Origin of the sequence: Methylotuvimicrobium alcaliphilum 20Z (assembly GCF_000968535.2) — a bacterium.
Classification (GTDB): Bacteria; Pseudomonadota; Gammaproteobacteria; order Methylococcales; family Methylomonadaceae; genus Methylotuvimicrobium; species Methylotuvimicrobium alcaliphilum.
On the sequence record NC_016112.1, the window covers coordinates 634,002 to 655,907 of the forward strand.

Annotated in this window: 22 protein-coding genes; 8 read left to right on the forward strand and 14 right to left on the reverse strand. The window is 47.4% G+C overall.

Annotated elements, in window-relative coordinates:
- Positions 1-84: 84 nt before the first annotated feature.
- Positions 85-801 carry a sulfite exporter TauE/SafE family protein gene (locus MEALZ_RS02775; protein ID WP_014147067.1) on the forward strand — a complete coding sequence of 239 codons (717 nt, stop codon included), beginning with the start codon at positions 85-87 and terminating at the stop codon, positions 799-801.
- Between the two features lie 17 nt (positions 802-818).
- Positions 819-1,793 (forward strand): sigma-54 interaction domain-containing protein, encoded by a 975-nt coding sequence (locus tag MEALZ_RS02780; protein WP_014147068.1) that lies wholly within the window; start codon positions 819-821, stop codon positions 1,791-1,793.
- Between the two features lie 395 nt (positions 1,794-2,188).
- Here MEALZ_RS02780 and MEALZ_RS02785 read toward each other — a convergent pair whose 3' ends face one another.
- The 12 genes from MEALZ_RS02785 to rpoE all read right to left on the reverse strand — a co-directional run bounded on the left by MEALZ_RS02785 (position 2,189) and on the right by rpoE (position 12,753).
- On the reverse strand, positions 2,189-2,926 hold the full coding sequence (locus MEALZ_RS02785; protein WP_014147069.1) for a PP2C family protein-serine/threonine phosphatase: 738 nt from the start codon (positions 2,924-2,926) through the stop codon (positions 2,189-2,191).
- Between the two features lie 3 nt (positions 2,927-2,929).
- Positions 2,930-3,685, reverse strand: coding sequence for a pyridoxine 5'-phosphate synthase (gene pdxJ / locus MEALZ_RS02790; protein ID WP_014147070.1), 756 nt, complete (start codon positions 3,683-3,685; stop codon positions 2,930-2,932).
- Positions 3,682-4,392 carry a DNA repair protein RecO gene (gene recO, locus MEALZ_RS02795; protein ID WP_014147071.1) on the reverse strand — a complete coding sequence of 237 codons (711 nt, stop codon included), beginning with the start codon at positions 4,390-4,392 and terminating at the stop codon, positions 3,682-3,684. Before recO ends, pdxJ begins: the two co-directional genes overlap by 4 nt.
- Positions 4,385-5,266: a GTPase Era gene (era, locus tag MEALZ_RS02800; RefSeq protein ID WP_014147072.1), complete on the reverse strand. Its 882-nt coding sequence runs from the start codon at positions 5,264-5,266 to the stop codon at positions 4,385-4,387. The genes recO and era overlap by 8 nt, the downstream gene beginning before the upstream one ends.
- Positions 5,263-5,946, reverse strand: a complete 684-nt coding sequence (rnc, locus tag MEALZ_RS02805) for a ribonuclease III (protein WP_014147073.1) — start codon at positions 5,944-5,946, stop codon at positions 5,263-5,265. The genes era and rnc overlap by 4 nt, the downstream gene beginning before the upstream one ends.
- Complete coding sequence (locus MEALZ_RS02810) at positions 5,943-6,320, reverse strand: DUF4845 domain-containing protein (protein WP_014147074.1); 378 nt, start codon at positions 6,318-6,320, stop codon at positions 5,943-5,945. Before MEALZ_RS02810 ends, rnc begins: the two co-directional genes overlap by 4 nt.
- 33 nt (positions 6,321-6,353) lie before the next feature.
- Entirely contained in the window at positions 6,354-7,130 is a 777-nt protein-coding gene (lepB, locus tag MEALZ_RS02815; protein WP_014147075.1) for a signal peptidase I, read from the reverse strand.
- A gap of 49 nt (positions 7,131-7,179) precedes the next feature.
- Positions 7,180-8,979 carry a translation elongation factor 4 gene (gene lepA, locus MEALZ_RS02820; RefSeq protein ID WP_014147076.1) on the reverse strand — a complete coding sequence of 600 codons (1,800 nt, stop codon included), beginning with the start codon at positions 8,977-8,979 and terminating at the stop codon, positions 7,180-7,182.
- Between the two features lie 2 nt (positions 8,980-8,981).
- The gene (locus MEALZ_RS02825) at positions 8,982-10,379 is read right to left on the reverse strand and encodes a DegQ family serine endoprotease (RefSeq protein WP_014147077.1); all 1,398 of its coding nucleotides are present in this window, start codon (positions 10,377-10,379) and stop codon (positions 8,982-8,984) included.
- Between the two features lie 249 nt (positions 10,380-10,628).
- Entirely contained in the window at positions 10,629-11,591 is a 963-nt protein-coding gene (locus MEALZ_RS02830) for a MucB/RseB C-terminal domain-containing protein (RefSeq protein WP_014147078.1), read from the reverse strand.
- 4 nt (positions 11,592-11,595) lie between these two features.
- Positions 11,596-12,150 carry a sigma-E factor negative regulatory protein gene (locus tag MEALZ_RS02835; RefSeq protein WP_014147079.1) on the reverse strand — a complete coding sequence of 185 codons (555 nt, stop codon included), beginning with the start codon at positions 12,148-12,150 and terminating at the stop codon, positions 11,596-11,598.
- Positions 12,151-12,162: 12 nt separating this feature from the next.
- Positions 12,163-12,753 carry an RNA polymerase sigma factor RpoE gene (rpoE, locus tag MEALZ_RS02840; RefSeq protein WP_014147080.1) on the reverse strand — a complete coding sequence of 197 codons (591 nt, stop codon included), beginning with the start codon at positions 12,751-12,753 and terminating at the stop codon, positions 12,163-12,165.
- A 188-nt stretch (positions 12,754-12,941) separates the two neighbouring features.
- On the opposite strand from rpoE, the gene nadB reads away from it, so the two are divergent.
- Positions 12,942-14,549, forward strand: coding sequence for an L-aspartate oxidase (gene nadB, locus MEALZ_RS02845; RefSeq protein WP_014147081.1), 1,608 nt, complete (start codon positions 12,942-12,944; stop codon positions 14,547-14,549).
- 319 nt (positions 14,550-14,868) lie between these two features.
- On the opposite strand, the gene MEALZ_RS02850 is transcribed toward nadB, so the two are convergent.
- Entirely contained in the window at positions 14,869-15,276 is a 408-nt protein-coding gene (locus MEALZ_RS02850) for a hypothetical protein (protein ID WP_014147082.1), read from the reverse strand.
- A 578-nt stretch (positions 15,277-15,854) separates the two neighbouring features.
- On the opposite strand from MEALZ_RS02850, the gene MEALZ_RS02855 reads away from it, so the two are divergent.
- The 5 genes from MEALZ_RS02855 (at position 15,855) to dmeF (ending at position 20,594) form a co-directional block, all read left to right on the forward strand.
- Positions 15,855-17,243 carry a P-loop NTPase family protein gene (locus MEALZ_RS02855; protein WP_046061330.1) on the forward strand — a complete coding sequence of 463 codons (1,389 nt, stop codon included), beginning with the start codon at positions 15,855-15,857 and terminating at the stop codon, positions 17,241-17,243.
- A 35-nt stretch (positions 17,244-17,278) separates the two neighbouring features.
- Positions 17,279-17,773 (forward strand): hypothetical protein, encoded by a 495-nt coding sequence (locus tag MEALZ_RS02860; RefSeq protein ID WP_014147085.1) that lies wholly within the window; start codon positions 17,279-17,281, stop codon positions 17,771-17,773.
- Positions 17,774-18,235: 462 nt separating this feature from the next.
- Positions 18,236-18,649, forward strand: coding sequence for an exosortase system-associated protein, TIGR04073 family (locus MEALZ_RS02865; protein ID WP_014147086.1), 414 nt, complete (start codon positions 18,236-18,238; stop codon positions 18,647-18,649).
- A 73-nt stretch (positions 18,650-18,722) separates the two neighbouring features.
- Positions 18,723-19,418 (forward strand): OmpA family protein, encoded by a 696-nt coding sequence (locus tag MEALZ_RS02870; RefSeq protein WP_014147087.1) that lies wholly within the window; start codon positions 18,723-18,725, stop codon positions 19,416-19,418.
- A gap of 258 nt (positions 19,419-19,676) precedes the next feature.
- The gene (gene dmeF, locus MEALZ_RS02875) at positions 19,677-20,594 is read left to right on the forward strand and encodes a CDF family Co(II)/Ni(II) efflux transporter DmeF (RefSeq protein ID WP_014147088.1); all 918 of its coding nucleotides are present in this window, start codon (positions 19,677-19,679) and stop codon (positions 20,592-20,594) included.
- Positions 20,595-20,700: 106 nt separating this feature from the next.
- Here dmeF and MEALZ_RS02880 read toward each other — a convergent pair whose 3' ends face one another.
- A complete protein-coding gene (locus MEALZ_RS02880) occupies positions 20,701-21,795 on the reverse strand; it encodes an NAD(P)/FAD-dependent oxidoreductase (protein ID WP_014147089.1) in 1,095 nt (364 codons plus the stop codon).
- Positions 21,796-21,906: the final 111 nt, after the last annotated feature.

Genomic DNA, 21,906 nt, shown 5'->3' on the forward strand with positions numbered 1-21,906 from the left:
TCACGTAAAAAGATGGAGCAAAATCCTCTGTTTTTCAAAACTAAATATTGTTTAAGTTAATAAATATGCTAATGTTCTCCCCCTATGGAACATACTATCCCCTTTAATGCCTCCTATTTTGTCGCTTTTGCGATGGGGTTGTTTAGTAGCATGCATTGCATTGGCATGTGCGGGTCGATTATCGGGACGCTTACGTTAAGTCTTAAGCCCGAGGTTCGTATATCTAAGGCTAAGCTTTTTCCTTATGTGCTGAACTATAACCTTGGTCGTATCAGCAGTTATGCATTGGCTGGGATGTTGGTAGGTGTTATTGAGGCGTTATTAACGATGCCTTTTGGAGAAGGTCACGGTCATAGAGTATTGCAGGTGCTTTCGGCCGTGGTAATGACCAGTGCCGGACTTTATATCGCGGGGTGGTTTCCGCGTTTTGCTTATATTGAAAAAACCGGCGCCCGTTTTTGGAAATTAATCGAGCCGTATGGTCGCCGCCTCATTCCGGTGAAAACGTGCAAGCAAGCTTTTTTATTCGGCATGATTTGGGGGTGGCTACCTTGTGGTCTAGTCTATGCAGCATTGGCGCTTGCGGCAACGACCGGTGATATAGTTCGTAGCGGGTTGACGATGTTGGCTTTCGGTTTTGGGACTTTACCCGCCGTGATAAGTGTCGGTATAATTACCAGTACACTAACAAGGTTATCCAGAATGCAGTACTTTAAGCAGATTGTCGGCTTATTGATGATTGCACTCGCATTATTGGCCGCTCTGCCATGGCTTAATCCCATGCGATTACAACACTTATAATTTTAGGAGAGGCTCCTGTGGATCATTTTAATTCGATAATTGGGAAATCTCCCGCACTCGATTCTCTACTCCGTAGCGCGAGAATGGTTGCTTGTACCGATGTAACTGTCTTCATCAAAGGAGAAACCGGTACCGGTAAGGAAGTACTAGCTTCCGCTATTCAAAAAGAAAGCGCGCGTGCTAATAAGCCGTTTATCAAGTTGAATTGCGCCGCCTTGCCCGAAAGTTTAGTAGAGTCTGAATTATTCGGGCATAAAAAAGGTGCGTTTACCGGAGCTAACGTTAACAAGCAAGGCATCTTTCAAGCTGCTGATGGCGGTACTTTATTCTTGGATGAAATTAATTCGCTACCGCTGTCGATTCAAGCAAAATTATTGCGTTTTTTGGAATTGGGCGAATGCCTGGCCGTTGGAGAAACTAAGCCTTACCGTGTCGATGTCAGAATCATCGCGGCCAGTAACCAAGACTTGGTCAAGCAAATCGACGCAGGACAGTTTAGGCAGGATTTGTACTTTCGATTAAATGTTGTGCCGCTGGAGTTGCCGCCACTATCGAAAAGAACCGAAGATATCGAGCCGCTGATCACTCATTTTGTTCGGCACTTCGCGCAGGCTCATTCACTTGAGGCCCCGAAATTCAGTAAACAGTCGGTTCGAGTTTTAACTCGCTATCGATGGCCTGGTAATATAAGAGAGCTCCGAAATTTATGTGAAAGACTGTCGATTTTGTTGGCCGGAAAAGTTATCGAGCCCGATAATTTACCGCATGAGTTTGCTGAATATATTGACGAAAAGGCCCCTGCAGCGGATGCAGGCGGTATTCCGAGTTTTAAACTACCCGATTTCGGTATCCAATTGGACACGCTGGAGGCTGACTTGATTAATCAAGCGCTTACTAGAACTAACGGCAATCGCAGCAAGTCAGCCCGGTTATTAGGCATTACCCGAGATACCTTGCTATACCGTATACAAAAACACGGCTTGGCCGCTTAGAAATATGCACAAAATAACTTCTACAAGTAGTAGGCTTTGCGGAGGTTCGGTAACTCGCTTTGACAGGACGCCGTGAATACGTCCGTGTAGGCTTGACGGCGGCTATCCCTGCCGCCGACACCTGTCAATCGAGCCGCCAAACCCTCTTCCAACAGTTGTCTAAGTTATTTCATGCTCGTTCCTTAGTTTTAATTCAGAACAAATCTACTTTAAGTGCCGATATATCCGCTTTCGCGCATCATATTCGGTGCCGCCTTATGTATTCCGAGATTTAAAATGATAGGGGCTATTGTGTTAAATCAATAGACCCCTTTTTGATGTGGTGTGTCGTTTTGATACAGAGCGCAACGCGCAAACTTCAGTCTTGATGTCCGTAGAGTGGCTATTTATGCGCCTTATCCAAGACATCTTACCCATTGCACCGTCACATTGTCGCTGTGCCCTCTTGCTCTGAGCACCGTCAATCGAGCAAATTTCCCCAGTTCGTTTTTACCGCTTTCGGGTTGTGCTAAGTCGAGTAATTCGGCGGATTTCATGAACTCCCAGAAGCCGTCTGTACACAAAAGAAATGTTTCGCCCAGTTTTATTGGAGGGTAAACATGGATTTCGGGAAGGTGGGTTTTCAAGATATTTACACTACGCGTCAGTTGGTTTTGCTCAGGGTGCAAGCCCATTTCTTGTTCGGTTATTGATCCCTCGTCCAACAGTTGCTGCGTGATCGAATGATCTTTCGTACGCCATAGAACTTTATTCGCATTCATCCGGTAAATTCGGGAGTCGCCGCAATGTGCAGTGATGGTTTGATTCGGGTCGATATAGAGCAATGCGCAGGTGGTGTGTGCTTCCGATGCGGATGGATCGTTGCCGAAAAGCTTTTTCATTTCTTCGATAGCCGAGTTAAACCAGGCAATCATGGTTTCGTCGGGAGCTTGGGTAAGATGCCCCCGGTACTGATTGACTAATTTTAATAAGCCTTGGCAAAAATATCGGGAAGCTTTTTCACCCGACTGATGGCCTCCGAGCCCGTCGGCAACAATAAACAAGGCATAGTCGTCTTGAATAATGCGTCCCATCGAATCTTGATTAACCTCTCTGTCACCGGCCGAGGTTAATTGAAAGCATTGTAATTTCATCGGTTATTTGGAGATCAAGCACTGTAATCGGGCTTGCCGCATCAATTGTTTAAGATCGCCGATAGTTTTGGCTAAACCGGAGAAAACCGCTTGGGCGATAATGGCATGGCCGATATTTAATTCGACAATTTCAGGGATTTTGCAAATTGCTTCGACATTGTGGAAATTGAGTCCGTGCCCGGCATTGACCTGTAGTCCGGCGCTGTTTGCATATTGCGCGGCCGATTGAATGCGCTTAAGCTCGTCGGAGCGAATGCTCGATGTTTCCGCATCGGCATAGCGTCCGGTATGCAATTCGACGACTGGCGCGCCTGCTTTTACAGCAGCATCGATTTGACCTTGATCCGGGTCGATGAATAAGGAGACTTCGATTCCGGCCTCCCCGAGCCGAAGACAGACATCGTTCATGCGTGCTTGATTTTCGGCCACGTTAAGACCGCCCTCGGTAGTCAGTTCTTCGCGCTTTTCCGGAACGAGGCAGCAAGCGTAAGGTTTGACTTCGAGTGCAATCGCAACCATTTCGTCGGTGACGGCCATTTCCAAGTTCAGGCGGCTATGGATAATGTTGCGCAGTAGATAAATATCCCGGTCCTGAATATGTCTGCGATCCTCGCGCAAATGAGCGGTAATTCCGTCCGCGCCGGCTTGTTCGGCGATCAATGCAGCTTGGATCGGGTCAGGGTACTGAGTGCCTCTAGCTTGCCTTAACGTGGCAATATGGTCGATGTTGACGCCAAGTAGAATATCGTTGTGGTTCATGAATGCGAGTGTTTAAGGATTTTGGAAATAACCTCTCGGCTTTTGAGCGGCTTCCCATTCAAATGAAAATTAATTGCCGAGCGCATGATTTTTTTAGCCTCGGTCAGAGTGGTCCTATCCGGGAATGAGCGTGCTTCCAGTGCGAGGAAAGTGCTTCCCGCAAAATCTCCTTGCTCAGATTCGACCGGTCCCGACTCGGCATTGAAACAGTATTTCTTACCGGGCGAAACCGGATGCTGAAGATTGTCTACATCGAACTGCAAGCCATAACCGACTTGGGTCAGCAGGTTAAGTTCAAAAACCCGGAGTACGGGTTCCAGTTCTAAGGTATTCGATAGCTCGCTTAAGGCGTTTTGATAAAGTAGAAACACTTCAGGGTGTGGGTCGAAAGGGTGCAGAAAATAAGTGACCAGTTCATTAATATAAAATCCGCTGTACAGTGCGAGATCATGCAGTTTCGGTGCCGATTGCGAGGGTTCGATGTGTGTCAGTGTTTTTAATTCCGACTTGCCGGCAATCGACAATAGTACAGGAACAAACGGACGAATAAAGGGACCTAGTTTCGATTTCGGTGTTCTGACGCCTTTCGCTAGAACCGTGAATCGGCCGAAGTCTCGAGTCAATACCTCGGCAATCAGGCTGCTTTCTCGGAAGTTCCTGTGGTGTAGAATAAAAGCCGGTTGCAATGAAACAACAGTCTCAATCATTAAAGCCCAAGCTTCGTAACGCTCGGTCGTTGTCGGACCAGCCTTGTTTGATTTTTACCCATAACTGTAAATAAACTTTTTGATCGATTAGTTTTTCGATATCGAGCCGGGCATCGGAACCGATTTTCTTGAGCATTTCGCCTTGCTTGCCGATCACGATGCTTTTTTGCGAGCTACGCTCGACCCAAATCACGGCATAGATTTTGGTGATTTCTGGGTTTTCTTCATAGCGTTCGATTTCGACAGTCAACGAATAAGGCAATTCGTCGCCCAGTCGGCGGGTCAATTTTTCTCGAATGATTTCAGCGGTCAAAAAGCGTTCCGGACGGTCGGTAATCTGATCCTCCGGATAAATGGGGTCGCGTTCCGGCAGCAACTCCATGACGAGTTTTTCCAGTTGTTGCAGGTTGGTTTTTTTTAGCGCGGAAATCGGGATGATATGTTCGAAAGCAAAGCGCTGTTGGGCTTCGGCAAAAAATGCCAAGAGGGTCTCTCGGTCTTTGATTTTATCGACTTTATTAACCGCTAGAATGACCGGTAAGCCGGCTTGCTCCAGTTTTTTGAAAATCAAATCGTCATAAGGCTGCCAGGAAAGTCCATCGATTAACCAAACGATGACCTCGACGCCGACCAAAGTGGTTTCCGCGGTTCGGTTGAGATAACGATTGAGTGCGCGTTTTTCGTTATCGTGCATTCCGGGAGTATCGACATAGATCGCTTGGCCGGTTTCGGTTGTATTGATGCCGAGAATGCGGTGCCTGGTCGTTTGCGGCTTTCGCGATGTAATGCTGATTTTTTGCCCTAGCAAATGATTCATCAGCGTGGATTTGCCGACATTGGGCCGGCCGATTAACGCAACATAGCCGCATTTCATGATTGTTCTCGCTTTAATAGTGCCAGCATTTGCTCTGCAGCGTCTTGTTCGGCTTTTTTTCTTGATACGCCGGAACCGATACACGATTTGTCCGATAATGGAATCGTGCATTTCACTTTAAACGTTTGTTCATGCGGTAGGCCGGACATTGTTATTAAGGTGTAGTCGGGGAGGTCCAGTTTTTTTGATTGCATCAATTCCTGCAATTGTGTTTTTGGGTCTTTTTGCCAATTATCGAGCGATAAGCTGTCGAGTTTGTCCTGAAGCATATCCAGAACCCATTGCCGACAAATTTCAATGCCTTGGTCCTTAAACAAGGCGCCGATAATCGCCTCGACAGCGTCGGATAGGATCGAGTCGCGTCGAAAGCCACCGCTTTTCAGTTCTCCCGAGCCAAGGATTAAATAATCGCCTATATTAAGCTTTCTTGCCAAGTCCGCGAGCGCGCCCTGATTGACAAGGCTGGCTCTGAGTCTACTTAAAACGCCTTCACTGGCTTCCGGAAACATTTTATGCAGTTTTTCGGCGACCACGAAGCCGAGTATCGAGTCGCCTAGAAATTCCAGACGCTCGTTATTGTGCGCGCCCATGCTGCGATGGGTCAGCGCCATTTTAAACAATTGCATGTTATTGAAGTGCAAGCCCAGTTTTTTACAAAGTATCTCAGGGTCTCTCGTCACTCTACACCCACCTCAATGACTTCATTAAATTCGACGAGTACACTCAAGTTACCGACAATCTTTTCGACGACTTCATAATCGATTTCAACTTTCAAATAACTGCCTTGTTTGGTTATTTTGACATCATCCTTCGTGACGTGATAAACGTAATTGAGGTTAAAGCGCTTGTCCAAGGCATTCCAGACTTCGTTTTTATTTTTCGTCTGAATGTCGACAGTCTGTTTTAGGCCTGCCAGTGAATTAACCACTTTACTATGATCTATATAAATTGGCGCGATTTTTAAAATCAACAGCGTAAAAAACGCGATTAGGCCCAGAAGCAATATAGTCGAAATGAGCGTTAATCCGGTTTGGCGTTGCCAGGAAGCTTTCATGGTCGTCCCCTGATAAGAGTAAAGAATGGGATTTCATTGAATGATTGTGCCGATACGGTCGAAGCCGACGCCTTTATATTGCCAATCCCAGTTCATCCATATAAAAAATGCTTTCCCTACTAGGTTTTGTTCGGGTACCGTGCCCCAATAGCGGCTGTCGTTGCTATTATCGCGGTTATCGCCCATTACAAAAAAATGGCCTTCGGGTACAACATAAACGCCGTCAATCGAAGGCGCGCCGGGACTGATTAAAATGCTATGTTCGATACCGTTTAAATTCTCTAGAAAATGTTCGGTGCCGGTCATGCTTTCGCCTTGGCCGACGCCTTCATAAATGCCGAGTGAAATGCGTTTAACCGGATGGCCATTGATATAGAGGTTTTTTTTATCGTAAGCGACACGATCGCCCGGTAAGCCAATGATGCGCTTGATGTAATCGACCGATGGTTGTTTAGGATAGCGGAATACGACGATATCGCCGCGTTGGGGTTGGTTCATTTCGACGACTTTTTTGTTAATGACCGGTAGCCGTATGCCATAGGTAAACTTGTTTACCAAAATGAAATCACCGATCAGCAAGGTCGGCATCATCGACCCGGAAGGGATTCTAAACGGCTCAACCAAAAACGATCTGAGCAGCAAAACGATTAACACGATCGGAAAAAACGAACGAGCATACTCGACTATAATCGGCTCGTTTTCCGGTGGCGGGTCGATGCTGGCGAATTTAAGGTAGGCTAAATAGCCGCCCCAAATCGCTCCGGTCAATAAAGTGGCGATCGCTAAAAAAAATGAAAAATCGAAATTCATGGTCAAAGGTGCAAAAAGTGAAAAATCGGTCGGAGTATAAGAATACAGGTTAGTCTTTGTTGACCTGGAGCACTGCAAGAAAAGCGTCTTGCGGAATTTCTATCTTGCCGACTTGTTTCATGCGTTTTTTACCGGCCTTTTGTTTTTCCAGGAGTTTTTTCTTACGAGTGATGTCTCCCCCGTAACATTTAGCAGTCACGTTTTTACGCATCGCTTTAACTGTCGACCGGGCAATGATTTTTGAACCGATCGCGGCTTGAATAGCAACTTCATACATCTGACGAGGAATCAGGTCTTTCATTTTTTCAACCAAATCGCGTCCGCGGTTTTGGCTGATGTCTCGGTGAACGATAATCGACAGTGCGTCGACTTTTTCGCCGTTGATCAGGATATCCAGTTTAATCAACGCGGCTTCTTGGAAACGCAGAAATTCGTAATCGAATGAAGCAAAGCCCCGGCTGGCCGATTTCAAACGATCGAAAAAATCCAGCACGACTTCGCTTAACGGCAATTCATAAGTTAAGGAAACTTGCCGTCCGGCGTATTGCATGTCTTTTTGAATGCCGCGTTTTTCGATACATAGATTAATAACGTTACCCAAATAATCTTGAGGGACTAAAATATTGGCGCGGATAATCGGCTCCTTAATCGATGCAATCGCACCGATATCGGGTAATTTAGCCGGGTTGTCCACCATTAAGACTTCGCCGTTGTGGGTGATTACTTCGTAGATCACGGTCGGTGCCGTGGTGATCAGGTCGATATCGTATTCGCGCTCGAGTCGCTCCTGAATGATTTCCATGTGCAGCATGCCGAGAAAGCCGCAGCGGAAACCGAAGCCTAGTGCTTGCGACGTTTCAGGCTCGAATTGCAGCGAAGCGTCGTTTAATTGTAATTTGTTCAGCGCTTCACGCAGGTCTTCATAGTCGTCCGAAGATACCGGGTATAAGCCGGCGAATACGCGCGGCTGGACTTTTTGGAATCCGGCTAATGGCTTATCGGCCGGGTTGTCGGTCGAAGTGATCGTATCGCCGACCGGAGCGCCGAAAATATCTTTGATCGACGCGACCATGTAGCCGACTTCGCCGGTATTAAGGGTGTCTTTTTCCAGCCGCTTCGGTGTAAACACGCCGACTTTGTCGACAAGAAACGACTTGCCGGTAGACATGATGGTGATTTTTTGTTTGCGGCGGATGCTGCCGTTGACGATCCGAATCAGCGACACTACACCCAGATAGCTATCGAACCAAGAGTCGATGATCAGTGCTTGCAACGGTCCGTTTTCGTCGCCGGAAGGCGGGGGAACCAATTGAACCAATTGCTCCAACACGTCCTCGACGCCGACGCCGGTTTTAGCGCTAATTTTGAGGGCGTTATCGGCGGGAATACCGATAACGTCTTCGATTTCGGCCATCACGCGTTCGGGTTCGGCGGACGGCAGATCGATTTTATTCAATACCGGGACAACTTCCAGGCCTTGTTCGATTGCGGTATAGCAATTCGCGACACTTTGCGCTTCGACGCCTTGGGCGGCGTCAACGACCAATAATGCCCCTTCGCAGGCGGCTAGGGACCTTGAGACCTCGTAAGAAAAGTCGACATGTCCCGGAGTGTCGATGAAGTTCAGTTGATAGGTAATGCCGTCCTTGGCTTGGTAATTCAAGGTGACGCTTTGCGCCTTAATCGTAATGCCGCGTTCCCTCTCGATATCCATCGAATCGAGGACTTGGGCCTCCATTTCCCGGTTACTCAGGCCGCCGCATAGTTGAATGAAGCGGTCGGCCAGTGTCGATTTGCCATGGTCGATATGCGCGATGATGGAAAAGTTTCTTATGTTTTTTAAATCCACGTTTATTTATCTAGTTTAATGGCCAAAAAGACCGGGCTGCCCCGCCGCTGTATTAATACAGCAATCGATTGGCCGGCCGGAAGATTTTTGACTATTCTATCAAAATCAGCCACATCTCGAATGACATTATTAGCGATCCTTAAAATGACGTCGCCGCGTTGGATTCCGACTTGGGCGGCCGGCCCCTTGCCGACATTCTGAACTAACACGCCGTTTTTCAAGACTTGAGTTTGTTCGCGTTGTTCTTCATTAAGGTTACTGACGCTGATGCCGAGGCGATTGTCCGGTTTCGGTGCAGCTTTCGTGACGGATTGCTGAACATCCTCTTCCGGTAGTAGTCCGATTTTAACCTTAACCACTTTTTTATCGCCTTGGCGAATCACGGTGAGTTTGGATTTTTCATTAATCGGGCTCATGCCCACTAGTGGCGGCAGGTCTCCGGATGTTTCTATTTTCTGACCATTGAACTCGACAATGATATCGCCTATTTGAAGATCGGCAGCTTCCGCCGGACTTTGGGCGATAATCTTGGCGATCAAGGCGCCGACAGGACGTTTCATGCCGAACGATTCGGCCAGTTCACGAGTGACGTCCTGAATTTGCACGCCCAGCCAGCCGCGCGATACGCTGCCTTTGGTTTTGAGCTGGTCGACGACGTTCATGACGACATCCATTGGGATCGCGAACGAAAGTCCCATGAAGCCGCCGGTCCGGCTGTAGATTTGGGAGTTGATGCCGACCACTTTGCCTTCCATGTTGAATAATGGGCCGCCCGAATTACCCGGATTAATTGCGACATCGGTTTGAATGAACGGAATATAATTTCCGCCGGGCAGACTGCGGCCTTTTGCGCTGACGATGCCGGCGGTGACCGACTGTTCGAAACCGAATGGCGAGCCGATCGCAAGCACCCATTCGCCGACCTGCAATTTTTCAGGGGAGCCGATGGCAACCGAAGGTAAATCTTCAGCATCGATTTTTAACAGTGCGACATCGGTTCGTGAGTCCGACCCGATCAGTTTAGCGACTAATTCGCGTCTGTCGGTTAGTTTAACGACGATTTCATCGGCGTCCTTGACAACATGATGGTTGGTCAGCACATAACCGTCGCCGGAAATGATAAATCCCGACCCTAACGAATTGGTCTCCCTGGGCGTCATGCCGCCTCCCGGCCCCTGGAAGAAATGTTTGAATAACTCTTCCAGTTCCGGAGGGATGCCTTCCGGTAATTGAGGCTCTCCGGGAAAGCTCGTTACTTCATTCTCCGGCGCTTTTTGGGAGGTGCTGATATTGACTACGGCTTTGCCATTATCCCGGACCATCCCGGTAAAGTCGGGCAGTTGCGCGGCAGCGTTTTGAATGAACAACAAGCTTAATAATAAGAGTCCATAAATTTTCATAGAGCGATAGCCTCCGGGTAAACTCATGATGGATCGTCGGGAATTAAAGGTCATTAGATAGCGGTTTTTGGACAGGGTCTGAGTGATTTTACTGTTCGCTTTCGTAAAAGAAAGTATACCGGACCGATTAATTGGCCGAACGATATCGGCGTCGGGAAACCCGTTAATCGGTGAATGAATTGGGTTGTGTTGTGAAATTATTTCAATGCACGCCGTTTCATTGTATAGATACGTTGATCAATGGCAAATTTATTGGGTATCCGTACGAAGCTCAACGCCTTCCGCGATATACCTAACGGTTTCTTCGGGTACTTCGCCCATTACGGTGACTAAATGGTCGTCGATGATTCGACTAAATGCATTGACAGAATCGGTCGAGCGAGCGCCAAGCTCAATATTAGCGCTTTTATTTTCAAGATAAACCGATACTGACGAAAAGCCATCCGATAATAGCAAGTGTTCCACGGGACGATTACTACCCTGCATCGTCATTTGCACGAAAAACTGTTGACGGAAGCCGCCGGGGACTTGTTTCAAAAAAAATCCGGCGGTCTTAAAAGACATGGGTTGACGGTTATGAATGCGTTCTACCTCTTTATCCAAGAGAGCAGAGTCGACATCGATAAGCGGCAAGCTAGGCTTGACTTCAAGTTCGGTAAATACAACCTGCTCGATGGTGTTGCCCGAGCGGTCATAAACTTCAATCTTTAAGGGTAGATATTGTCCGATGTCTATCCAGATTCGGCGTGCATAACGATACCGGTCCTTTGGAGAAATATCCAGGATTCTTGCTGGCAGCATGGCCACTTGCTCTTCGCCGGAAAACGTAAATTGGTAATACGCTTCCAAACCATCTAATTGCTCGGGTAAATCGATTAAAAAAGACCGAGCGGCCGGTCTGTGGTCGACAATAACCTTAGAGGTTTCCGGGAAGAAGCAACTGACTTTATCGGCATCCCTAATGGTTTCTCGTAGAGGAGAGTTTAGCGAAACTAAGCGTTCTTGTCCTGTGCCATTAGTTGAGGCATGCGAATATTTTAAAACATTAAGCTTGCCGTTTCTTAAAAAAGCCACCGTACCTTGGTAATTAAGGTGTTTCATTGCTTGTTGCATTCTCAAAAGCGAATGCTCAGGCGACTGCTTGGCATCGATTTCGGCGGCAAACGCAGATGCGGCCGTCAGCGACAAAACAAAACTTAAAACTTTCAACACGCGATTATTCCTGCTGATACTGAACGGTCCGCGCATAAGGCTGAAGGTTGACTGCCCCGTCTATATAGCGGCTGCTGTTATGAGCTTGAAGGTATTTAATAAACCGGTTCCTTGTTAATTCCTTTTCGGATGGATAATCAAGGGTCGGATGAGGGTCCTGCTGTTCGGTATTCGCCGCCATGGTTACCGATTGCGATTGAGATAATGGCATCATATGCGGTTGCGAGGGTTGATTAATCCCTTGAGAGACAAGTACTGCGACAGCAGCTAAGGAGGCGGCTAAAGCCGATATCGAGACATAAGATTTTTTAAAGGGTTTGCGTCGCGTTGCCAGATAAACGGGCTCTGTTTGCAAGCTTCGACTGATCCGTTGAGCAAAATCCGCATCGACCGGTACGAATGTATCGGATTTCAGCACATGGCTGATCGCTTCATAGCGGTGCAACTGTTCCTGTAAACCTGGGTGGGCATGCATTTTTTTGAGTAAACTCAAAGATTCTTGATAATTGAGATCGTCATCAAGGAGTTGAGAAATTTTTTGATTTAGTTCATCGACCATCAAAAGTTACCGTCATTTAAGCAAAGGGGTTAATTTATTATCGATCGCTTCTCGCGCTCTAAAAATGCGCGATCGAACAGTGCCAACCGGGCATTCCATCGCCTCGGCAATTTCTTCATAACTCATTCCTTCGAACTCCCGCAAGGTAATGGCTATGCGCATTTCCTCAGGTAATTTTTCGATTGCGGCTTTGATCGTTTCAAGGATTTCTTCGTTCAGCAAATGCTGTTCCGGCGTATCCATACCTTTTAGTTCAGGAGCGTTTTGTATTTGTTCCGCGTCGTCGATATCGATTTCATAATCGCTACTACGCCGTGAGCGGGCAACTAGATAGTTTTTTGCGGTATTGATGGCAATGCGGTAGAGCCAGGTATAAAAAGCGCTGTCGCCTCTAAAATTACCAATCGCCCGGTAAGCCTTGATAAAAGATTCCTGTGCCACATCCTGCGCTTCACTGGGATCCTTGACATAGCGGTTTACCAGTTGAACTATTTTGTACTGATATTTTATGACCAATAGATCAAAGGCAGACTTGTCGCCCTGCTGTACGCGCAACACCAAGTCTTTATCCAGTTGTTCGCTGGTCCCTGTTTTAACTTTCACAAGTTTTCCAATGTGTTTTGATAGACAGAATTAAACCGCACAAGTTCTTAAGCTTCAAAAAAAATTGCTAACGTATAAAAAAACGTTATTATCCACAAACAAGGCTTATGAAGCCATATTATAGTATTGCTCTGTTAATACCCAAGAAATAACAAAAACAAATAAATGCCGATAACTTCAACCACTACATGAATCAATCTGAAACTTACGATGTTCTTATCGTCGGCAGTGGCGCGGCGGGTTTGAGCTTGGCTCTTAAGCTTGCCGATCGAGTCCGTGTTGCCGTCTTGTCAAAATGCGTGATCTTCGAAGGTAGTACTTATTATGCACAAGGCGGAATATCCGCAGTTTTGGATGCACAAGATTCGCTCGAGTCGCATATTGCCGATACGCTGGATGCCGGCGCCGGATTGTGTGACCCCGATATAGTCGAATTGACGGTTAAGCATGGCAAGGAATCAATCGATTGGCTTAGGCATCAAGGGGTTGCATTCACGGAGGAGCAAACCGAAACCGGCGAAACGCAATTGCATCTAAATCGCGAAGGCGGTCATTCGCACCGCCGCATTGTGCATACGGCCGACGCCACCGGTAAGGCCGTTTCGGAAATATTAATCGAAAGGGCCAGGGCACATCCTAACATTAAGATATACGAGCATCATAATGTCATCGATTTAATTTTGAGCAAAGAAAGCAATGACAGGGTCACGGGAGCTTATGTGCTCGATATCCACTCGCACCGTGTTAAGTCTATCGCGGCTAGAGCCGTCGCGCTTGCTACAGGCGGCGCCAGTAAAGTGTACTTGTACAGCACCAACCCCCAAATTGCGACCGGCGATGGTATCGCTTTGGCTTGGCGTGCCGGTTGTCGAGTTGCCAATATGGAATTCATGCAGTTTCATCCCACTTGTCTTTATCATCCGCATGGGCATTCGTTTTTGATCAGCGAGGCGGTCCGGGGAGAGGGGGGGCGTCTCATTTTGCCGGACGGGACGGCGTTCATGCATCGTTATGATCCTCGCCAGGAATTGGCGCCGCGCGATATCGTTGCCAGAGCTATCGATCATGAAATGAAAAAACGCGGGATCGATTGCGTTTATCTGGATATTAGTCATAAACCGGAAGCCTTTGTACGAGAGCATTTTCCGAACATTTATGAGCGTTGTTTAAAACTGGATATTGATATTACAAAACAACCTATCCCGGTTGTGCCGGCCGCTCATTATACTTGCGGCGGTATTTTAACCGATCGCAATGCCCGTACCGATTTGTCGAATCTGTATGCGGTCGGCGAAGTTGCCTGTACCGGTTTGCATGGCGCGAACCGCATGGCCAGCAATTCGCTGCTCGAATGTTTGGTTTTCGCTGAGCGGGCTTGCCGGGATATTCTTCAAATACTGCCCGATATACCGGAGCCTTCCGAGGTTCCCGAATGGGATGAGTCGAAGGTCAGCGGTTCCGACGAAGAGGTGGTCGTTTCTCACAACTGGAGCGAGCTTAGGCACTTTATGTGGGACTATGTCGGTATCGTACGGACCGATAAACGATTGAGTCGCGCAATGCGCCGAATCGAATTACTGAAAAGCGAAATCGCTGAATATTACAGCCACTTTAGAGTGACCAGCGATTTATTGGAGCTTCGTAATTTGGTGATAGTTGCCGAATTGATCGTGCGTTGTGCGCAGCTACGTAAGGAAAGCAGAGGCTTGCATTACACGCTCGATTATCCGGAAAACGATAAGAGCAAACCGGCTGTCAATACGGTTTTAACGCCTTTAAAGAAAGTTCCTGATTAGCAAGTTTCTTCAGCTAAAGCTCAAAAACCAGGATATCCCTGGCGGGACGGGGTTTGCAACCCCGTCCCGCAGAAGTCGCTGCGGTTACGACTGGCCCGTCCGGGCACTTGGCTCCGGCAAGCTGAAGCATCTTGCTAATCAGGAGAAAGTTTGAGCCTATTCCTAATGTGGTACCCCCCTTCATACTCAAAAAATAATTAATTTTATAAAGGTATGGGGAGTGGCTAGCGAAAATGTCGGCATGGATGTATCCACGGTGTCCTTTAATGGGTCCCCCCAGTGCCGAATTTTGATCTGCGATGGGTATACGACCAAAATTCTAATCCAAGTGCTTTAGCAGTAAATCGACATATTGGGCGGCTTGTTCGCAAGGCATGACCGACCTTTCCACGCGTCGCATTAACAGCAGGCCGGCGTTTTGGTTGTCCATGATCTTGGCCACATATTCATTTAAAGGGCTGCAGATTTCATGCATTTTATGTTCGGCCAAGAAGATATCGTTATATTGATTGAGGTCTTCGCTCCTTAGAGACAAGAGCATTACTTCGTTGGTTAGCCGGTTCTGAAATCGGAAGACTTGTTCGACATAGACCTCAAACGCATCCCGACTTAGGCCGGTGTCCCCATAACCGCGCCAAAAAGGTTTTGCGCATCCCGATAAAATGAAAACAAGGGGCACGATCATTAAGGCCCAAGCGCCCGAAAGGGTAGTATTTGGTTTTTCCATCTAGCGACCCGTTTTACAGCCTCATTAAGGTAATAATATTAAGCTAGCTAATATACTGGCAGTTAATGACAAAGGCAAAGGCTTGAATACCGATTGTTTTTTCTTGATCAGCGGTTTGAGTCAGTTGATGCAGCATTACTGCCGGGTAAGCCTAGTCCTACCTTTCGCACTTCAAATTTCGGTAGTTTCCGCGGAGGAGGCGACTCGACGCCGAATTTTGATTTACGATGGGTATCAACAACAATGCCGATAAGATCATTTTTTGATTGCGTTTTAACTGGGTGTATACTTGAAATCCTACTTAATAATCATGGTATTCAGTAAAGTTACGCAGTCTATTGTCGCGCCGGGTCCGTCGGTTGATGTGGTAGGTAGAGGCAGTATCGATAATTCAAGGGAGTGGTCGAGCCCAGGATGTTACGCCTATCCAGTTAAACTGCTATGTCGGCAACTCCGCCATCCTTGACAATTGGATTCGGGCAATCTATGCCGGAGATGCGTTTTCATTAACGCAATGGCAGCGATCCATGACGACCGGCTCAGGCGTACAAAAACAATTAACAATAAGAGTCAAACTGATGACAAAAAAAACACCCGGTAAACAATTGCTCAATATTGAAAAGCATTTTGTCGATAATAATCCAGTCTTGCTCGATGCAGCCAAGGTTTTTCACGAACTTGATCAGCTCGAATTCGATTTAGGTCTGATCGGTGCGGATGAAACCACAGCTAGTCAACATTCCTGGTGGCCTATTATCAGCGTGATCGGTGGATCTTCACAGGCGAGTTCTCGGTTTATCAATCAATACTTGAATGCGAACCAGAGTTTGGCAGGAATACAATCGTCCAATCATAAATTCACGGTTCTGCAGCACAATAGCCAAAACCATGCAGTCACCTTACCCGGTGCTGCGTTGGATTTGGATCACCGTTTGCCTTTTTACCGGATAAGCCGAAAGTTAGAACGAGAAATACGAGGCGAAGGCAATAATGTTAACGCGTATTTAGAGCTGAAAACCGTCAATAACGAGCGATTGAGAGGTAAGTTGATAATCGAGTCGCCCAACTTCGGAATAGAAGCCCCGGTTAACCCGATTACAAAGCTGCTGACCCGGCATATTGTCGAGATTTCCGACTTGGTGTTGGTGTTTTGCGATGTTTTCGATAGCGAACTGCATTCGTTGACGGGGCTAAGTCAGAGCATTGCCGAACAGCAGGACTCTAATAAATTCGTTTATATCATCGATCATGCGGCTGCAAATGCGGAAGTTATCAAATCATGGCAAAAAAGATTGGCGGAACTGGGCATCAAGACTGGACAGTTCGTCGTGCTATCCAGTCAGGCAAACTTAGCCGATCCGAGGAATAAAGAGTCGATGGGGATTATCGATGAGCGTATCGAAAACTTAAATCATTACCGGTCCTACCGAATTTTGCAAGCGCTCGAACAGAATATCCGCGATGTCGGCGCGGTCGTTATACCGGAAGTCAAGCAAGCTATCGAGCTTTGGAAAGAGCGTGCGCATTTTTCCAGCCTTTTGATTTTAGGTTCCATCGTCATGTTGATGTTATTTGCCGAAATTCAAATGGGCTTCTTTGCGATATTATTCGATCCCATCGTGGGGCCATTGACATTAGTAGGACTGATAGCATTTATGGCGCCGCTGCATATCGCGATCAGTAAATTGCAAGCGAAGTTAATTATCGGAAGGCTGGAGGAACGGCAAAAGGAACTCCATTTGCTGGAAAATCTAGCGGAATTGTTCGAAAAAAGCCTGACGAACACTCACATGCTATTGCCGATCAATACCCCGGTGGGCTGGAATAAGAAAACTAAGCTTCGTCTGGCTAAATTAAGCGAAAAAGCTAAAGAACTGGTCATTGAATTGAATGACGGGTTCAATGTTTATGAGGATCGATCAGATAACGTCAGCAAAATTTTGGAATCCGAAAGTCCGGACGCATAATAATTCTGGATAACAACAATTTTTTTGGGGGGGGGATGGAGCTTATAAAAGCCTACGTTCCGTTGTGCTGGTTCAGGCATTGTCCGCTTGAGTTGCCGCGTTCGGTTAGTTTTTTTCAAAAAAATTTATACTATTACGTGCTAATCGAGTTGTTTATTCTAGCTAATATCACCGATCCTTTAGATGCGCTGATCGAGGCTATTCTGGAAACCGGGTTAACCTTGCTGTTTGTTGAAATACTCTTGATTTTTAAAAATGCAAGCGCGGGGTTTATTTCGGCAGCGACCAGTTTTTTGATTTGTGAGAACATCATTGCCACGGTAGGTCTTCCTGTTATCGTGTGGCTAACGACGACCGACGACTTGTTGAGCTATTATATTTTATTCGGTTTGATGGTTTGGGGCGTTGCGGTTATTACCTATTTGATCATGCGTATTTTATTAATTACGCCCGCTTTGGCGTTTGTGCTGTCGGTCGTTTATTTTAGCGCCACGCATGGCGGCGCATTTATGCTGATGCTACTGATATAGTTTATGCACAGGAAAGCGGCTGAGGCTGGGGCTTAATTTGGTTCGCTTTTTGGCATGACGCCAACCTTCATCAATTCAAGTTGGCCGTTGGTGCGTATCGGTGAAGATTGGTTTGCCTCGAGTTACGCTTTTCATCTTTTAACCGTTAGACAATAATGAAAATCACTACGAATACAGGCTGGGCGCCGGTTTGACAACATTCAGCCTTTAGGCTATTGTCTTTCTTGAGGGATAAAGGAGAGCGGCGTCCCTTCGATTTAAATATCTATTTTGCATTAAGCCGATACAGTAGGGGGAATTGTTTGATGCTCAAGCAAGGAGGCTTTGGCCTGTATGGCAGCCGAATAAACCATGAGTTGATATTGTTTCGGTCATGTGAAAACTCTTTGGGTCGGAGTTATAGCAACTTAAATGATTGTTATAGTGGACCTGATACCTTTAACGTTTCGGGAGGAATCTACAATGAATAAAAATAAATTAATCACCGCCGGCCTGTTAGTCGGCACACTCGTAACAGCAAGTCCGGGATATGCCGATGATCACGATCACGGGTATTTGTCCGGCTTTACTAAGAAAGTTAGTCAGGGGTTTTTTAACACGACGACAGGGTGGATCGAAATACCAAAAAATATCGTCAATATCAGCAGCGATTCTAATATATTTGTTGGCATGAGCTGGGGGTTGTTACGTGGCGTGGGTCATGGTGTGAGTCGGACAGTCATTGGTGTGGCTGAGCTGGTTACCTCCCCGATTCCTACAAGCGACTATATTACTCCGCCTTATGTGTGGGACCGTTTCAGTGAAGATACGCGTTATTTCGGCGCCCATTATCCGGGTTTTTGGACGACTTACGGTCCATTGGATGACGGCGAATAATCCATCATTTGGATTAATGACTCTCCACTGATCTCCCGGTAGGGATCGCTTTTGATTTAAGAGGATAAAAATCATGAACAGAAAACTTGTATACCTGTCGCTTGCTATATTGGCTCCGGCATTAACGGCCTGTACCTCCCCCGCGAAGGACATTCCCGCTTTAAGATCGGAAATGGACGCTGCGGTAGCCGGAAACCTTGGGCAAGCGCTGTACCATTGGGAAGCCGCTGAAGAAAGATTCGAAGAGGCCAATCACATACTAGGACATTGGCAAAACGACCATTATTGGAATATCGATCAGCGGCAAAAAGCGATGAATGCGGCTCGCGATGCGGCCAATCATCGTCTGGAATCGGAAAAAGCCATGTGCAATTGGTTGACTGAGGTGCATAGCGATAATCACGATAAAGCGGGTCAAGTCCAAAGAACCGGCGCATTCTTTAGCACCGGTAGCGCAACGCCTTATAATACCAATCATCATGATATCAATTTGATCGGTCAGTATCTGAAAACGCATCCAGAGGCTACCGCAGACGTCGTGGCCTATACCGATACGGTCGGCAGCGCGGCAAGCAACAAAAGCCTAGCCGAGCGTCGTGCGGCATCCGTCGCGAATATGCTGAGGCAAGCAGGTGCTAGACCGAATCAATTGCGGACATCGGCAGTAGGCGAAGCGGATGGGCCAAACAATACGCCCAATCAAAAACACCGTGTCGTCAAAATTAGCACTGTGCATGCCGGATATAAAGACTGCGCTCATTTGCAATAAAGTCCGCAGCGATCAACTTCGTTTTAAGTTGAAGGCTTGATCGGAATAAACCAGGCTACGCATCTAGGTAGCCTGGTTATTTGCTACCATCTCTCTTCAAACCTCGCTCGCCTCGTTGTAATCCGATTGCTTCTGTCTAATTGACTTCCAATTAGCATGGTTTCAAAATATCTCCCTAACTGCCCCGAAAATAGGACCGTATAAAGCGATAACGGTCGTTATTGCCAATTTCATCGTTTTAATACCGGAAAGGATCGTATGCGCGACGCGGATTCAAAACTGAGTTGCAATTTGCACAGGGATATCGAACAGCATAAAAAAGCCGAGAAAAAGACGAGTTTCGTCCTTTTTTTAACCGCCGTGACAATGGTGGCCGAAATAACGGCAGGAATCTTTTATGGTTCGATGGCCTTATTGGCTGACGGTTGGCACATGGGTACCCATGTCGCGGCGTTCATGATCACGGTATTTGCTTATCGTTACGCCAGAAAAAACGCCCGTAATCCTAGGTTTTCATTCGGCACCGGTAAAGTCGGCGTGTTAGGCGGCTTTGCCAGTGCGGTTACGTTGGCTGTCGTTGCCGCGGTCATGGCGATGGAGTCGGTCAAATATCTGTTCGAGCCGCAAAACATTCGTTTCGACGAAGCGATCGTGGTGGCCGGCATCGGCTTGTTAATCAACTTGCTGTGCGCGCTAATACTGATTGATCGGCATGATCACGGGCACGGCGACGAGCACGATCATCACCGCGATCATAATCTCGAGGCGGCGTTTTTTCATGTGTTGGCCGATGCATTGACCTCGGTTTTAGCGATTGCCGCATTGCTGAGCGGAAAATATTACGGATTGAATTGGCTGGATCCTGCGATGGGAATTTTGGGCGCATTGATCATCTTGCGTTGGTCGATGACCTTGTTGAAGAAAACCGGGCCAATATTGCTGGACGGCAGTATCGAAGAAAATTACACGGCCGCGATTAAGATGACGCTGGAAAATGATTCGGATAATCGGGTTTCCGATCTTCATGTCTGGCAAATCGGCCCTAACCAATACGCCGCGATCGTTGCCGTGACGACTCGTTTTCCGAAGCCTCCGGACTATTACAAAGCCTTGCTCGGCGATTTTCGCCGAATCAAACACATCACGGTCGAAGTGCAGGGCTTGGCATCGCAATGAAGCTTCGCATTTAATTCGAATAGCAATCCTTAATTCTTCTGCGGGATGGGTTGTTTAGCCCGTCCTGCCAAGTTGTATAGCTTCAACTATTAACGCGAACATAGCCTTAATGAGTAGCAAATAAGCTATAAGGTTCCAAGTCGATCAGCGGCGTTTCGCCGAGAATCAAGTCTGCCATCAAGCGAGCCGATGCCGGCGCCATGACTAGGCCGTTACGAAAATGGCCGGCGTTAACGCTCAAATTGTCAAGGTCGGGATGCCGAAAAATATAAGGAACGCCATGCTCGGTGCCGGGGCGCAAGCCGGCCCAATGCGTTATGATCGGCATCGTTTTCAATGCCGGGCATAAATGTGCGGCAAAGGACTTCAGTCGGCGGTAAGTCGTTTCGGAGGTCGATTTATCGAAGCCGCAATGTTCGACGCTGCTGCCGACCAGTATTTTACCGTCGAGGCGCGGAATCAAATAGTGATCGTTCTCGAGAATCATGCCCGGCAAGAGGTTGGGTGGCGCGTCGTAAAGCAGCATTTGGCCTTTGATAGGTTGGATTTCAGGTGCCGCGAATTCGGAAAAGAAACGCTCGAATAGCGTTTTCGTCCAGGCACCGGCGCAGACCATTAGATGACCGACCGGACGCTCGCCTCGATCGGTAGTCAACGAAACGATTCTGCCGTTTTTAACCGTGACGTTTTGCACATCGCAATGTTCGATCAACTCGATGTTTCGGTTTTCCGCATCTCGGCGGGCCGATTTCAATAGGCGAGGATTGCGGGCATGGGCGATATCGGGCAGCCAGAGCGGATTGAGCGGATCGCAATTCAGGTTATCCAAACTCGGCGTTTGCTCGGTTCGATAATTAATGCTATAGCGATCGCACCAGTCGATAGCCTGTTCGATATCGGGATTGCGGCTGATAAACAAGCCGCATGGACTCCATTCGGGGTCGATGCCGGTCGCTGTTTTCAGCTCCGACGTGAGTCTAGGATAAAGTTTTAAACTGTGCCGGACCAATTCGGAAATCGCGCTAGGCTGTCGCCACGGATAAATCGGCAATAAAATGCCGCCGCCGGCCCAGGAAGACTCTTGGCCGATAGTGTTTTTTTCCAGAATGCTCACGCGTGCGCCGGCCATGGTGAGTTCGCGGGCGGTCAAGAGGCCGATAATGCCGCCGCCGATAATCGTTATGTCAGGAATGGTAGTCATTTTGGTTTAATTTGGTTTAGATGTTTCCGCGCGAAGTAAAATGTTTTGAGGCCGGGTAAATCATCGGATGTCTATTCGCGAAGGGTTCCAATAGAGCGCTATTTTACGCGG

Coding starts and splice junctions, on each gene's coding strand:
- lepB (WP_014147075.1), bottom strand. CDS start 7,130: ATGAATTTCGATTTTTCATTTTTTTTAGCGATCGCCACTTTATTGACC.
- MEALZ_RS02810 (WP_014147074.1), bottom strand. CDS start 6,320: ATGAAAGCTTCCTGGCAACGCCAAACCGGATTAACGCTCATTTCGACT.
- MEALZ_RS02860 (WP_014147085.1), top strand. CDS start 17,279: ATGGAGCTTATAAAAGCCTACGTTCCGTTGTGCTGGTTCAGGCATTGT.
- MEALZ_RS02870 (WP_014147087.1), top strand. CDS start 18,723: ATGAACAGAAAACTTGTATACCTGTCGCTTGCTATATTGGCTCCGGCA.
- recO (WP_014147071.1), bottom strand. CDS start 4,392: ATGATTGAGACTGTTGTTTCATTGCAACCGGCTTTTATTCTACACCAC.
- era (WP_014147072.1), bottom strand. CDS start 5,266: ATGAAATGCGGCTATGTTGCGTTAATCGGCCGGCCCAATGTCGGCAAA.
- MEALZ_RS02835 (WP_014147079.1), bottom strand. CDS start 12,150: ATGGTCGATGAACTAAATCAAAAAATTTCTCAACTCCTTGATGACGAT.
- MEALZ_RS02855 (WP_046061330.1), top strand. CDS start 15,855: ATGACAAAAAAAACACCCGGTAAACAATTGCTCAATATTGAAAAGCAT.
- MEALZ_RS02785 (WP_014147069.1), bottom strand. CDS start 2,926: ATGAAATTACAATGCTTTCAATTAACCTCGGCCGGTGACAGAGAGGTT.
- MEALZ_RS02865 (WP_014147086.1), top strand. CDS start 18,236: ATGAATAAAAATAAATTAATCACCGCCGGCCTGTTAGTCGGCACACTC.
- MEALZ_RS02825 (WP_014147077.1), bottom strand. CDS start 10,379: ATGAAAATTTATGGACTCTTATTATTAAGCTTGTTGTTCATTCAAAAC.
- nadB (WP_014147081.1), top strand. CDS start 12,942: ATGAATCAATCTGAAACTTACGATGTTCTTATCGTCGGCAGTGGCGCG.
- MEALZ_RS02880 (WP_014147089.1), bottom strand. CDS start 21,795: ATGACTACCATTCCTGACATAACGATTATCGGCGGCGGCATTATCGGC.
- pdxJ (WP_014147070.1), bottom strand. CDS start 3,685: ATGAACCACAACGATATTCTACTTGGCGTCAACATCGACCATATTGCC.
- MEALZ_RS02850 (WP_014147082.1), bottom strand. CDS start 15,276: ATGGAAAAACCAAATACTACCCTTTCGGGCGCTTGGGCCTTAATGATC.
- dmeF (WP_014147088.1), top strand. CDS start 19,677: ATGCGCGACGCGGATTCAAAACTGAGTTGCAATTTGCACAGGGATATC.
- MEALZ_RS02775 (WP_014147067.1), top strand. CDS start 85: ATGGAACATACTATCCCCTTTAATGCCTCCTATTTTGTCGCTTTTGCG.